The organism is Sporosarcina gallistercoris (genome assembly GCF_014836415.1).
GTDB lineage: Bacteria > Bacillota > Bacilli > Bacillales_A > Planococcaceae > Sporosarcina > Sporosarcina gallistercoris.
Map to the genome: position 1 here is coordinate 119,481 of NZ_JACSQY010000007.1, position 12,541 is coordinate 132,021.

General features: G+C 45.7%; 14 protein-coding genes and 1 riboswitch. Of the genes, 5 read left to right on the forward strand and 9 right to left on the reverse strand.

The window, feature by feature from the left end; all coding sequences use genetic code 11:
• Positions 1-35 precede the first annotated feature (35 nt).
• The 3 genes from H9659_RS10525 to H9659_RS10535 form a co-directional block, all read right to left on the reverse strand.
• Complete coding sequence (locus H9659_RS10525; RefSeq protein ID WP_191690250.1) at positions 36-1,325, reverse strand: O-acetylhomoserine aminocarboxypropyltransferase/cysteine synthase family protein; 1,290 nt, start codon at positions 1,323-1,325, stop codon at positions 36-38.
• A 115-nt stretch (positions 1,326-1,440) separates the two neighbouring features.
• Positions 1,441-1,555: riboswitch (SAM riboswitch) on the reverse strand.
• A gap of 354 nt (positions 1,556-1,909) precedes the next feature.
• Positions 1,910-2,575, reverse strand: coding sequence for a hypothetical protein (locus H9659_RS10530; RefSeq protein WP_191690252.1), 666 nt, complete (start codon positions 2,573-2,575; stop codon positions 1,910-1,912).
• 139 nt (positions 2,576-2,714) lie between these two features.
• Positions 2,715-2,981 carry a metal-sensitive transcriptional regulator gene (locus H9659_RS10535; protein ID WP_191690254.1) on the reverse strand — a complete coding sequence of 89 codons (267 nt, stop codon included), beginning with the start codon at positions 2,979-2,981 and terminating at the stop codon, positions 2,715-2,717.
• 243 nt (positions 2,982-3,224) lie between these two features.
• Between H9659_RS10535 and H9659_RS15455 the strand changes: the two genes are divergently transcribed.
• From H9659_RS15455 to H9659_RS10550, 3 genes are all read left to right on the forward strand, one after another.
• Positions 3,225-3,446 (forward strand): DUF2187 family protein, encoded by a 222-nt coding sequence (locus tag H9659_RS15455; protein ID WP_225217776.1) that lies wholly within the window; start codon positions 3,225-3,227, stop codon positions 3,444-3,446.
• A 128-nt stretch (positions 3,447-3,574) separates the two neighbouring features.
• Complete coding sequence (gene pepT, locus H9659_RS10545) at positions 3,575-4,801, forward strand: peptidase T (RefSeq protein ID WP_191690258.1); 1,227 nt, start codon at positions 3,575-3,577, stop codon at positions 4,799-4,801.
• A gap of 13 nt (positions 4,802-4,814) precedes the next feature.
• The gene (locus H9659_RS10550) at positions 4,815-5,780 is read left to right on the forward strand and encodes a DMT family transporter (protein ID WP_191690260.1); all 966 of its coding nucleotides are present in this window, start codon (positions 4,815-4,817) and stop codon (positions 5,778-5,780) included.
• A gap of 50 nt (positions 5,781-5,830) precedes the next feature.
• Here H9659_RS10550 and H9659_RS10555 read toward each other — a convergent pair whose 3' ends face one another.
• The 6 genes from H9659_RS10555 to H9659_RS10580 form a co-directional block, all read right to left on the reverse strand.
• Entirely contained in the window at positions 5,831-6,919 is a 1,089-nt protein-coding gene (locus H9659_RS10555; RefSeq protein WP_191690351.1) for an ABC transporter substrate-binding protein, read from the reverse strand.
• A gap of 27 nt (positions 6,920-6,946) precedes the next feature.
• The gene (locus H9659_RS10560) at positions 6,947-7,720 is read right to left on the reverse strand and encodes an ABC transporter ATP-binding protein (protein WP_191690262.1); all 774 of its coding nucleotides are present in this window, start codon (positions 7,718-7,720) and stop codon (positions 6,947-6,949) included.
• 4 nt (positions 7,721-7,724) lie between these two features.
• Positions 7,725-8,549, reverse strand: a complete 825-nt coding sequence (locus tag H9659_RS10565; RefSeq protein ID WP_404828979.1) for an ABC transporter permease — start codon at positions 8,547-8,549, stop codon at positions 7,725-7,727.
• A 91-nt stretch (positions 8,550-8,640) separates the two neighbouring features.
• Entirely contained in the window at positions 8,641-9,720 is a 1,080-nt protein-coding gene (locus H9659_RS10570; protein WP_191690264.1) for an AI-2E family transporter, read from the reverse strand.
• Between the two features lie 120 nt (positions 9,721-9,840).
• Complete coding sequence (locus H9659_RS10575) at positions 9,841-10,524, reverse strand: DUF4956 domain-containing protein (protein ID WP_191690267.1); 684 nt, start codon at positions 10,522-10,524, stop codon at positions 9,841-9,843.
• Positions 10,493-11,302, reverse strand: coding sequence for a polyphosphate polymerase domain-containing protein (locus tag H9659_RS10580; protein ID WP_191690269.1), 810 nt, complete (start codon positions 11,300-11,302; stop codon positions 10,493-10,495). Before H9659_RS10580 ends, H9659_RS10575 begins: the two co-directional genes overlap by 32 nt.
• Positions 11,303-11,478: 176 nt before the next feature.
• Here H9659_RS10580 and H9659_RS15575 point away from each other — a divergent pair, with 176 nt between their 5' ends.
• Both H9659_RS15575 and H9659_RS10585 read left to right on the forward strand, forming a co-directional pair.
• A complete protein-coding gene (locus H9659_RS15575) occupies positions 11,479-11,601 on the forward strand; it encodes a hypothetical protein (protein WP_263618293.1) in 123 nt (40 codons plus the stop codon).
• 107 nt (positions 11,602-11,708) lie between these two features.
• Positions 11,709-12,524, forward strand: coding sequence for a flagellin N-terminal helical domain-containing protein (locus tag H9659_RS10585; RefSeq protein WP_318240719.1), 816 nt, complete (start codon positions 11,709-11,711; stop codon positions 12,522-12,524).
• The last annotated feature ends 17 nt before the right edge of the window (positions 12,525-12,541 follow it).

The following is a 12,541-nucleotide window of genomic DNA, read 5'->3' on the forward strand; positions in this document are numbered from 1 at the left end:
AGTCCAGATGAGGATTCGGGTGTTTTTTTTGCAGATTATGCGTTAATCGGTACAGCCTTTTCAATCGCCTGCGCCAGATCTGCGATGATGTCATCTGCCGCTTCAAGTCCAACCGAGAGACGAATGAGTTCCTCAGTGACTCCTGAATTTTGCAAGTCTTCACCAGACAGCTGCTGGTGCGTTGTGGAGGCCGGATGAATAATTAGCGACTTCGCATCACCCACGTTAGCTACATGTGACCAGACGGCCACATTGTCGATTACCCGGCGCCCCGCGTCGCGTCCGCCTTTGATTCCGAAAACGATAATGGAACCTGCCCCATTTTTCAAATACTTCGCCGCAAGATCCGCCGTTGGATGGTCGTTGAGACCTGTGTAGGTTACCCATTCAACAGAAGGATGATCTTTCAAGAATGTTGCAACCTTTTGTGCATTCTCGCCGTGACGCTGGATCCGCAAATGAAGCGTCTCCAAGCCTTGCAGGAAATTAAATGCACTGTCAGGATCGAGACAGGGTCCGAAATCACGAAGTCCTTGCACACGGAGTTTTGTCGCAAATGCAGCGCCTGCCGTGTCAATTCCATAGCGTAAACCATGATACGATTCGTCTGGTTCTGTGAAACCAGGAAATCTCCCTTGCGTCCAGTCGAACCTTCCTGCATCTACCGCTACACCGCCAATTGTAGTTCCATGACCGCCAATCCATTTCGTTGCAGAATGGATAACGACGTCAGCGCCAAATTCAATCGGATTGCATCCATATGGGGACGCAAATGTATTGTCAATTAAAAGGGGAACGCCATTTTCGTGTGCGATGGAAGCGACTTTTTCAATATCCAGCACTTGCAAGCTCGGATTGCCGATTGTTTCAGCAAATACACCTTTCGTTTTTTCCGTAATGGCACTGCGGAAGTTTTCCGGGTCGGCCGAGTCGACAAATTTCACCGTGATTCCGTACTTTGGCAACGTGGTGGCGAACAGGTTGTACGTACCGCCATAGAGGTTTGCTGCTGCAATGATTTCATCACCGGCTTCAGCAATATTTAAAATCGAAAATGCAATTGCCGCCATACCGGATGAGAGTGCAACGGCTGCAGCGCCTCCTTCTAGTAACGCGATACGTTCTTCAAATACAGCGACTGTCGGATTCGTGATACGCGTGTAGATGTTGCCCGCTTCTTGAAGCGCAAACAAGTTTTTAGCATGGTCCGTATCACGAAATACGAATGAAGTCGTTCTGTGAATAGGAACTGCTCGTGAACCTGTGGTTGGATCGGGTTCTTGACCACCGTGCAGCAAAAGTGTTTCGGGTTGAAAATTCGTCATTTACATAACCTCCGGAAATTAGATTGATGGAACTGCGCACACCGGACGGGTGATGGGGAAACTAAAAAAAATCCCCTTCTACCTAAAGAAGAGGATCTGCCATTACTGGCACTTCCCCTTATCTTTCAGATCCAAAATGGATCTGTAGGAAGTAGCACCTTTGCAAGCTGGTAAGCTTGCCGGTTGCCGGGCATCGCAGGGCCTAGTCCCTCCGCCGCTCTTGATAAGAGTATGTGACTTATTCAGTTTTCCATCTTGGAATTGAGTATACGTGCTTGAAAATAGAAAGTCAACAGTTAAATCTAAATTATTAGATAGTTATGATGTTACAAATCAGACAGGCGCTTTCCGCGGGCCCGATTTGCCGTATTTTTGCGTTCTTTGCAGAAAATTAGGCATCCCATTGCTCCTAACGCTACGCTTTTTCTGCAGGGTCTTCAATCTTCGCTGATTCCGCAGGAGTCGCCGTCTTCCACTACAATCAACGGATTCTCATAGGACATACAACTACATTGAACAAGAAGGATAAAGAAAAACCCGCAAACCAAAGTCTTGGCAGACATCGGCTAGCGGGTGGGTATTAATTATTGAGCTGCGCCGTAGAAGATTTGGCCGCCTTTTAGGTTGATGATTTTGAGCATATTCGTGCGTTTTACGTAGATGCTTTTGAATTGTCCGCGTCCGTTTGCATCTTTTAATAGGATTGTGCGGTTGTTGTAGTTGTCTGAAACCACTACAGGTGTAAGTGTGCTGAGGTTGACGTGTGCTGAGAGTGTTTTATATTCCGGTAGATTGCTGATTACGTTTGCAGGCTTAGTTAGTGATGCATCAGGCTTCACTTCAGGTGCTGGGGCTGGGGCTGGTGCCGTTGTACTTGCTTTCACAGTCGTTTCAAGAACCACACCGCCTTTTAAGTTAATGACTTTGAGAAGCCCTGTCTTTTTCACGAAGACACTCTTGTACTGAGTACGGCCGTAGTTGTCAGAGAATAGAATCACCCGTTTGGACACGTTGTCTTCTGTTACACGCGTAGTGAAGCTAGTGGGGTTGATGACGGAAGCAATTGATACATACTCTTCCAGACCTGTGATGTCCTGGTTCACTTGCTGACCGTAGTTGGAGTTCTGTTGAACGTGTGCGTACGAGCTCTGTGAATTTGTGTTTTGGTCTGCGTGTGCAAATGTCGCTGCTTGAGCACCTCCTGTGGAAATAAGTAGTGCGCTTACTGCTGTGATCAATGTCTTTTTCATCTTGTTCCTCTCCTTTTCCGTTTGGGATACTTATATCATAACCCTCTAGTCTGAGAAGACGCTGAGATGATTATTAGGACTTGATGAGAAAATCGCGAGCGGACTTTAATGTTTCATCCCACAAAAAAAGAGCCTGCTGTTAGCGGCTCTTTACTAATAGGTCGACAGCTTCTTTGACAAGCTCTTCCTTTTTTTGCGGATGATCCGACAATTCTTCGTTTTCCATACAGGCAATCAGGTTTGTACTGACAATCAACCCAATGGTCCGATCGATTCCTGAGCGAGACGCAGATAGCTGCGTAATGACATCTTTGCATTCATCACCAGCTTCTATCATCCGTAGGACTCCGCGAATTTGACCTTCTATTCGTTTTAGACGATTGACTACTTTTGCATCGTATTCCATGGATCTGGCCTCCTCTCTTCATTACCTCCATGATATACCCCTTCCGGTATGAGGTCAATGAATCATCCTCCTTCGACAAGAAAAGCGCGAAATTGTTCGAATTATGCTATACTTATAGAAGTGTTAACATTTTTATTGTTCCCCACCATTGGGCCAACCGCACGACACACTGTCTGTTTTTCTGAATGGCCATGGGTCTTCACAATTCGTAAGAAATCGAAACAGACTAGAGGAGGGATTCGTTTGGCTTTTCCGCGTAAGGAACATCCTGTCTCTGATTTTATCGCAGCGCGTAAGATCGGCGAAAAAATTTCATTCACTCGTAATGATGTTTTCGTTATTGGGACAATCCACAAAATCTTAGAGAACTCAGTAATTGTTGAAATTTCTGAAGAGGACGCCGATCTGATTGGAGCAGCTTCCACGCTGACCGTTGTCGCTCACAAAAATTACACAGTCGAATAATCTAGAGAGTACCGGCTTCAACTCCCGACAGACTGAGTCAGTTCTGTCGGTTTTGTCGTCTGCTTTATTCATGGAGATCGCATGAGAGTACTCTTTAGTACATAGAATTGAAAGGGGATTGTCCTATTATGAAAGAACAATTATTGGAACGTTTCATTCGCTATGCAAAGATTGATACTGAATCCGATGAGAAGAGTCAGACAACACCTTCCACAACGAATCAGTGGGATTTGTTGCATCTATTGAAGGAAGAACTTTCAACGTTAGGTATGGAAGAGATTACGCTCGACGAAAACGGGTACTTATTCGCTACACTTCCCGCCAATACAGACAAGGAAATCCCTGTAATCGGGTTCCTAGCACACGTGGATACTTCACCTGATTTCACAGGGAAGAATGTGAATCCACAGCGTCATGATAATTATGACGGCAGTGATCTGGTTTTAAATGAAGACACAACCCTTTCAGTCAGTCGATTCCCCGAGCTCCAAAACTATATCGGACAGACATTGATTACTACGGATGGCACGACGCTTCTTGGTGCTGATGATAAAGCAGGTATTGCGGAAATCATGACAGCGATGGCTTATTTCCAAGAGCATCCTGAAGTGAAGCACGGTAAACTTCGTGTTGCCTTCACACCGGATGAAGAAATCGGGCGTGGTCCCCACAAATTTGACGTGGATGCTTTTGGCGTCGATTTTGCGTATACGATGGATGGCGGTCCGCTTGGTGAGTTACAATATGAAAGTTTCAATGCAGCCGGGGCGCGGGTCACGTTCAAAGGAACAAATGTCCACCCAGGAACTGCAAAAGGGAAAATGATCAACTCCATTTTACGTGCACAAGAATTCCAAGCGGCAATGCCTGCTTTAGAGATTCCTGAGTTGACAGATGGGCGTGAAGGTTTCATCCACTTAATGGACATTCAAGGATCTGTTGAAAAGACCGTGTTGGACTATATCATTCGTGACTTCGATAGGGATTCGTATGAAGCACGCAAAAAACTGTTCTTTGACACAGTCGCTCAGATGCGATCGGATTATGGCGAAGAAGCGGTGGTACTGGAATTAGAAGACCAATACTTCAATATGGGCGAGAAGATTATGCCGCATATGGAAATCGTCGATATCATTTCAGAAGCATTCAGCAACCTGGGGATTACACCAATCGTTGAACCGATCCGAGGCGGGACTGACGGATCACAGCTCTCCTATATGGGTATACCAACACCTAATATTTTTGCCGGTGGGGAAAACTTCCACGGTCGCTATGAATTTGTCTCTGCCGAAACAATGGAAAAAGCGGCACAAGTGATTATTGAAACTGTAAAGTTGTACGAATCTCGCGCATAAGGGGGACGTTACCATGAAAGGCATCTGGCTCGGCGTACTGGCCGCTGTATTTTTTGCGGTTACATTTGTTCTGAACCGCTCAATGGAGTTATCAGGGGGCAGCTGGATGTGGAGTGCGTCACTCCGCTATTTCTTCATGGTTCCGTTTTTGTTTGCAATTGTTGGCGCACGAAAGGGGCTCGGGGCGGTTAAGCATGAAATGACCACCAAACCGTGGCCTTTTTTTGCATGGAGTTTTGTCGCGTTCGTGCTATTTTATGGTCCTTTGACGTTTTCAGCAGCATACGCGCCCGGCTGGCTTCTTGCGGGAACTTGGCAACTGACGATTGTTGCGGGGGTCCTGCTAGCTCCTCTGTTTTTCATTACTATAGAAACGGCTAACGGTGAACACCGTGTCAGACAGCGGGTTCCCTTACCCTCGCTTCTGATTTCACTGGTCATTCTTGCAGGTGTGGTCTTGATACAAATTCCGCATGCGCAGTCGGTCACAGGAAAAGCGCTGGCATTCGGGACGTTGCCTGTCCTTGTTGCCGCAATTGCCTATCCGCTTGGAAATCGTAAAATGATGGAGTTGCTGGGCGGGTCTCTTGATACGTTCCAGCGGGTGCTTGCCATGACACTGATGACGTTGCCTATTTGGATTGCACTTGCCATCTATGCATGGGCTACCGTCGGGCTTCCATCTTGGAGCCAGCTCGGTCAGTCTTTTGTCGTCGGGGTGAGTTCAGGTGTCATTGCGACGACCTTGTTTTTCATGGCAACTGATCTCGTCCAACATGACCAAGGACGGCTTGCTGCGGTTGAAGCGACACAGTCATTGGAACTCATATTTGCGATGGCTGGCGAAATGATACTCCTTAACCTGATGCTCCCTGGTCCACTTTCATTAGCGGGGGTGGCAGTCATTATTATCGGCATGTCCCTTCATAGTTGGCAAACAGCTGTTGCTGCGAAAAAGCAATTACATGAAATCCCATAAAAAGACTGCCCGAACGTCAGACAACCTGACGTTTCGGACAGTCTTTTTGATCACTTCGTAGCCGCCTCATATTCTCCAAGTAATTCCACTGCCTTTTCTGCTAAAGACGTATCGATCGCTTTATCGAAATCGATGTCTCCAATAATCGCACCATTCGCTTTATACATATCATATTGTTTTTTAATGTCATCCACGAACATTTTGCCATCCGGATCGAGACCCGTTACAAAGACTTTATCCCATAACTCTGCGTCTTTCAGCGCTGTGTGCTTCACCATGATGTCGATGATCGCATCCTCTTCTACCTCTTCGAAAAATGCGTCGTTATAGTCCCGAACCCCTTGTAAGTAGGCAGCCATGAAGCGGAGGGACAATTCTTTGTCCTCCATGAACTGCGGCGATGCCAGAACCATTGCAATCTGTGATTCGGGAGCATAGTCTGTTGCATCTCCGAAACGTACGTGGAATCCTTTGTCAATCCCCTGCGCGATCAATGGCTCTATATTGAGTGCAGCATCGATCGTTCCAGAGTCAATCGCACCGAGCATCGCGCCGAAATCCGCGATGTGGACGTACTCTACATCGCCCTCCGTGAGCCCTGCATGCTTCAGCATTTCCTCATAGATATATCCGTCAATCGAGTTGCGGGATGACACTGCAATCTTTTTCCCTTTAAAATCCGGATAGTCTTTGATGACGTCTTTCATGTGATTGCCGATGACGAAGGAAAAATACGATTCACCTGGCATGTTGTGGCCTTTGTCCGCAATAATCCGCACGTCAATGCCTTGTGCGATTGCGTTGAAGAAAGAAGCGGTGGAAACCCCTCCAGCGATTGAGACCTCCCCAGCCGCGAGTGCCGGAAGCATATCATCACTATTCGCAAAATCGGTAAATTCCACGTCAATGTTGTAGTCATCGAAATAACCACGTTCTTTCGCAATGTAAAATCCAGCTCCAGATGCTGCCCCATCTTCTGCAATGACAACTTTCGTCCGTTTTTCAAGCGGTGTCAGCTGACCTGTTTCAGCTTCTTCGCTAGGCGTTGTAACAGGTTCAGGCTTCGACTGCTCTTTTTCTGCGCATCCGCCAAGTACAGCAGCGACACTTAATACAACTGCAAGCCAACCAACTTTCATCCACTGTTTCACACGCTTCCCCTTTCGTCACGTTCTCGATTTCTGCACTTCTTTTTGCAGATGCTGCCAGATGTCGACAAACTGCGCTGCCAGTTCCGGATCTTTCCGAATCTCTTCGATCTTTCGCGGACGCGGCCGATCGACTCGAACTTCCTGAATGATTTGCCCCGGTTGCGCACTCATGAGCAAAATCCGATCGCTGAGCATGAGCGCTTCGTCGATACTATGAGTGATAAACAGCACCGTTTTTTTCGTTTCTGCCCAAATACTCAATAATTCTTCTTGAAGGATGAATTTATTTTGTTCATCTAATGCAGCAAAAGGTTCATCCATCAGCAAGATCTCAGGATCATTTGCAAACGCACGAGCAATGCTGACACGTTGCTTCATGCCTCCAGACAGTTCACTTGGGTAAAGACCCGCAAATTGTGTGAGCCCGGTTTTCTCCAAATAATAAGCGGTTTGTTTTGCAATGATGTCTTTTGGTGCTTTACGCATCGCGAGCCCGAATGCCACGTTGTCCTCCACTGTCATCCAAGGCAGAATCCCTTTTTCTTGAAACACCATGGATTGCAACGGGCGCTTCGACTGTTCAGCATTGATCTTGAAATTTCCTGCGCTATGTTTTTCAAGTCCCGCTAAAATGCGCAATAGTGTAGTTTTACCACAACCGCTCGGACCGACCAGACAGACGAATTCACCGTCTTCGATCGTGAGCGAAATATTTTGTAACGCTGTCACACTTCCCGTTTTCTTCACGAACACTTTCGTCAAATCTTCAATTTCAATTTTAGGGGGCATCTGTTCACCTCCACGGCAGCAGTTTTTTCTGAAGACCCCTCAACAGCAACGAGAACAAATAACCAAAGAACGAAATCATGATCAACCCGACAAACATATTTTGGAGTAAAAATGCTTTGTACGACGTCCAAATCAGATAGCCGATACCTGAAGTCGCCCCCATCATCTCCGCAGCCACTATCGTTAATAACGCAATCGCCTGCCCCATCTGAATTCCTTCCAGCATGACCGGCAGTGCTCCAGGCAATGCTATTTTAAAAAAGAATTGAGACTTACTCGCCCCATAGTTGTTTGCGACATCCAGGTATATTCTATCGATGTTGAGGACACCCGCAGCGGTATTGATGACAACTGGGAAGAACACACTTCCTGCAATTGTGATGACTTTCGACAAGTCTCCAATCCCGAATAGAATGATGATGATCGGGAGCAGCGCGAGTGTTGGTATTGGCATGAGTGCCATCACAAGTGGCGAGACAAAGTGCCGGATTGGTGTGAATAGCCCCATCATCAGACCGATAATGATACCGGGAATCACCCCTGCGAGAAATCCTAGCGCAATCCTATACAGGGAGACACCGACATGTTGAGCGATCGCTCCGCTCATCAGCAGTTCCCAAAATGTTTGCAGAATGGCGGTCGGCGGCGGGAAGAAACGGATATCCATGACACCGGTTCGGGAGAGGACTTCCCATAGTACGAGTAACAAGACTGGAGAAACAATCGTGAGCAGTTGTTGCAGACGTGCTTTCGTTTGTTGACGTTTCCATTCTGCTCGTTCCACACGCACAGGATCTTGCACAATTTTACCTGATTGAGTCACTTTCACCACCTCACCTCAATCTATGCACCGGCCTACTAGGCTGGGTGGGCAATTGCACAAAAAACCTCCGCATCCAGTTTGGGATGCAGAGGTTTTTTCACACTGTCTTCGTAGCGGTTTTTTGTATGTCTTTTCTTGCTGCGTAAATATTAGTAACGATTACTTTAGCCACTCCATAAACAGGTACAGCTACGATAATTCCGACAAATCCTGCGATATTACCAGCTGCAAGCAGCAGTGTAATGACGGTTAGCGGGTGAATATCGAGAGATTTCCCCATAACGTTCGGGGTGATGAAGTTACTGTCCACTTGGTTGGCGATTAACGTAATCACTGCAACCCAAATGACTAATTTCGGGTCTTGCGTAAATGCGATCAAAATCGCAGGCATTACAGCAATCCACGGTCCGATAAATGGAATCAAGTTCATAAATAATGTGAAAATGGCTATGAGCAACGCATATTGCAGACCAATGATCCAATAACCGATTAAAATAATCGTTGCTAGAATCGCACTTATTAAAAATTGACCTTGAATGTAGCTGCGGAGCACGTGATCAATATCATGTAGGGTTTTCTTGACCCACTCCCGACGCTTCCCGCTGAAGTATTTGTATATTTTAGGAGCAAATTTCTCATGATCCTTCAACATGAAGACGAAGAAGAAAGGCACAAGGACAAGCAAGATGAGCGCTTGGACGAACGATTGCAAAAATGTAACAATCCAACCACCAAATTTCAGCGCATACGACTGGATTTTATCCGCTGCACTGTTTAGAGATTCCTCAAGTTTCGGGGGTAGGTCTTTCTTCTGTTCGAGTGCCACATCTACTACATGGTTAAAATCCTTCGCAAGTTTAGGTCCATTGTCGACCAACGTGTTCACCTGGTCTGTTATGGGAGGCCCGACAACTGCTGAGAACGCATAAACCCCGCCAATCAAAATGACGAAGATGATAAGAATGCTCCCCCATCTCGGCACTTTCCGCTTTTCAAGAAAACGTTGAATGGGTTCGGTCATGTAGTACAGCACACCCCCCAGAACTAGCGGAAGAATGATGGCTTTGGCAATAATGCCGATTGGTGCAAAGATGTAATTGATCTCTAAAAAGAATTTAATAATCAATAGTGCCAGCAAAATGGCAACGCCTGATTGAAACCACAGTTTCTTCGTCAAAACACAGCCTCCTTCCCAATTACTATATTGTTTAGTTGTTATTAGTATACGAGTTTCCGTGCATGGTGTCGAACACGGCACAAAAAAATCATCCCTATTTAAGGGATGACCTCGTTTTGGTTAGTCGCGCATTTCCAAGTAAGAAAGAGAGACTTTCAAGTTGGCATTGCGTTCACGGATTGCATCCAGCAATACTTGGTCTTTTGTATCGACTTTGCTGCGGATTGCGAATGTATATAAGATCATCGTACCTAAATTTGTTGTCTCCACTTGTCGCAACTGATAGTAGTCAGTCTTTTCCTCCAACACATCATCCAACAAGCTCTCGTGGTTTAAATTTTCGGGGACAGTCACTTTTAAAATCTGCGTATCTTTTCCTTTGCCATAATCGACTTTGTACAACAGGTAGAAAATTAGACTTGCGAATAGTGTTAATGCGATTGCGAGCGGAAACTGGAACAATCCCGCTGTCATCCCTACACATAAACCGAAGAATATGTAGGCAATGTCTTTCGCGTTTGTGACGGCGCTCCGGAAACGGATGAGTGAGAATACAGCGAACAAACCAAATGCAACACCTGCATTGCCGCTCACGACGTTCATCACAACAGATACGACAACGCTCATCATAATAATCGTATGGACAAAAGCTTGTGAATAGCGTTCTCCTGTAAACGTGATTTGGTACACTTTCGTAATGACTAAACTAAGTACAAATGCCAATGCCATTGCCGCCAAACTCATCCAGATAGTCGGCGCACCTTCAAACCCATTAGATGTAAACAAGCTCGTGATCTGATCCATCTTCCATTCCTCCAATTGTTGGTTGTTCTAATTCTTTCGGTTCCGAATATCCTGTTTGAGGCAGTACTTCCCCATCCAACAATTCAATACTTGTACAGAACTTGGATGCACTGCGTTGCTCGCAGTTCAAGTCTTGCAAGATTCGCGCCAGCCATAGTGGTACGGCGTGATCCACTTTGACTTCTAAAACAACGAGGTCCTCGTCGATGAAATGATTCCCATAAGAACCGTTTTCGATATGTAAGTCGTCGTTTCGACACTTCAAATCAAAATCGAACGTAATACGTAATTCAGGATCCGTCACACCATGCAGAGCATGACGATGATAACTTACCACCATTTCAGGTTTTAAGTTGTAAAGTTTCTTGAAGTAATCGATTTCCTTCATGACTTGCAGATTGGAGGTTTCCATATCTGACAAATCTCCCTTTGCTTCCCCTTCAAGATAGCGGTATGCCTCTCGAAGCGGCAATAGCAACCGACGTTTGTTGACTACATTTTTGTGTTTCTGTTTCACTTCAAAAAAAGCAGTGCTGTCCAAATCCGCCTCGTCGTACACACGCAAACGTAGTTTTTGACGATACTTCAATTTGTTTTTCGTTTCAAAATAAATCGATTTCTCGGGGCTGTCGAAGTATAAGCTAGTAATAGTATATCTTCCGTCTGTCCCGTTTTTATCATTTCGCATTCTAGTTCCAATACGATCCACCAATTCTTCATACTGCCGGCGTGTGATCAAATATTTTTGTTCTTTTCTGCTAAAGATCTCGATCGCCATGTGAGTCCCTCTCTTTCAACTGTTTTCCCTCTGTACATTCAACTTTACAAGACCGAAATGTGAACTCCATGAAGGATCCATTAAAAAACGGTGAGAACGCGAATGATTTGTATACTTTCTACGAATGTGGGTAGGTTATAGAAGAATCGAATGTTTATGGGAAGGAGTGTTTCATTATGAAAAAGACGGCACTGGTGGCTATCGGTCTTGGAGTGGCATACTTAATGCGCAACGAAGATTCCAGGAATAAGATGATGAATCAACTTGACTCATTTGCAGGAGGCAGTTCTTCAAAGTAAGCTCTGCTCTAGATTCGCTGTAGGCAGCTGGGGGATATCCCTGGTTGCTTTTTTGTGTTCATTATTCAGATTATTGACCGATGTTAAGGTAAAGGAAGGTGAATTCTTTGCTAGGTCAATGGCAATCGACAGGTCTCATGGTCATTCGTAACATGAATACTCAACATTCCATTGCTGCCACCTCCATGCGGCGTCTTTCCACGGGGTTACGCATTAATAGTGCGGCAGATGATCCTGCAGGTCTTGCGATTTCCGAAAAAATGCGTGGTCAAATAAGAGGACTGGCTACGGCACAACGAAATATACAGGATGGAATATCGCTGATTCAAACGGCGGAAGGGGCTCTGGATGAGACACATGCCATGTTGCAGCGCATGCGTGAATTGAGTGTTCAAGCTTCTAATGGAACTCTGACAGATGAAGACCGCAAAATGCTCGATGAAGAGTTCCAGCAACTGAAAAAGGAAATTCAACGAACTTCCAAAGACACGGAGTTCAATACAAAGCCACTTCTAGATGGCTCCCAAACAGATTTAAAGATCCAAGTTGGAGCGAACGCCGGACAAGCAATCTCCATTGGTATCCATTCCATGAGTTCAGTCTCTTTAGGACTCAATGACGTGTCGATTGCGACTCAACAGGACGCGGAAAAAGCGATTGGAATGTTGGATAAGGCAGTTCAAACTGTTTCTTCCGAACGGGGAAAGCTCGGTGCGATCAGCAATCGACTGGAACATGCATATAACAATGCCATGACGATGGAAGAAAATTTGACCAGTGCGGAATCCAGAATCCGGGATGCGGATATCGCAAAAGAAATGATGTCACTGACAAAGGCCAATTTACTTGCACAAGTGGGCCAGTATGTATTGTCTCTTCATATGCAGCAAGCCCAATCCGTTTTACAGTTGTTGAAACAATAAAACCCGCCTGCCTATTA

Coding starts and splice junctions, on each gene's coding strand:
- H9659_RS10525 (WP_191690250.1), bottom strand. CDS start 1,325: ATGACGAATTTTCAACCCGAAACACTTTTGCTGCACGGTGGTCAAGAA.
- H9659_RS10580 (WP_191690269.1), bottom strand. CDS start 11,302: ATGGCGATCGAGATCTTTAGCAGAAAAGAACAAAAATATTTGATCACA.
- H9659_RS10550 (WP_191690260.1), top strand. CDS start 4,815: ATGAAAGGCATCTGGCTCGGCGTACTGGCCGCTGTATTTTTTGCGGTT.
- H9659_RS10560 (WP_191690262.1), bottom strand. CDS start 7,720: ATGCCCCCTAAAATTGAAATTGAAGATTTGACGAAAGTGTTCGTGAAG.
- H9659_RS15575 (WP_263618293.1), top strand. CDS start 11,479: ATGAAAAAGACGGCACTGGTGGCTATCGGTCTTGGAGTGGCATACTTA.
- H9659_RS10530 (WP_191690252.1), bottom strand. CDS start 2,575: ATGAAAAAGACATTGATCACAGCAGTAAGCGCACTACTTATTTCCACA.
- H9659_RS10555 (WP_191690351.1), bottom strand. CDS start 6,919: ATGAAAGTTGGTTGGCTTGCAGTTGTATTAAGTGTCGCTGCTGTACTT.
- H9659_RS10575 (WP_191690267.1), bottom strand. CDS start 10,524: ATGGATCAGATCACGAGCTTGTTTACATCTAATGGGTTTGAAGGTGCG.
- pepT (WP_191690258.1), top strand. CDS start 3,575: ATGAAAGAACAATTATTGGAACGTTTCATTCGCTATGCAAAGATTGAT.
- H9659_RS10535 (WP_191690254.1), bottom strand. CDS start 2,981: ATGGAATACGATGCAAAAGTAGTCAATCGTCTAAAACGAATAGAAGGT.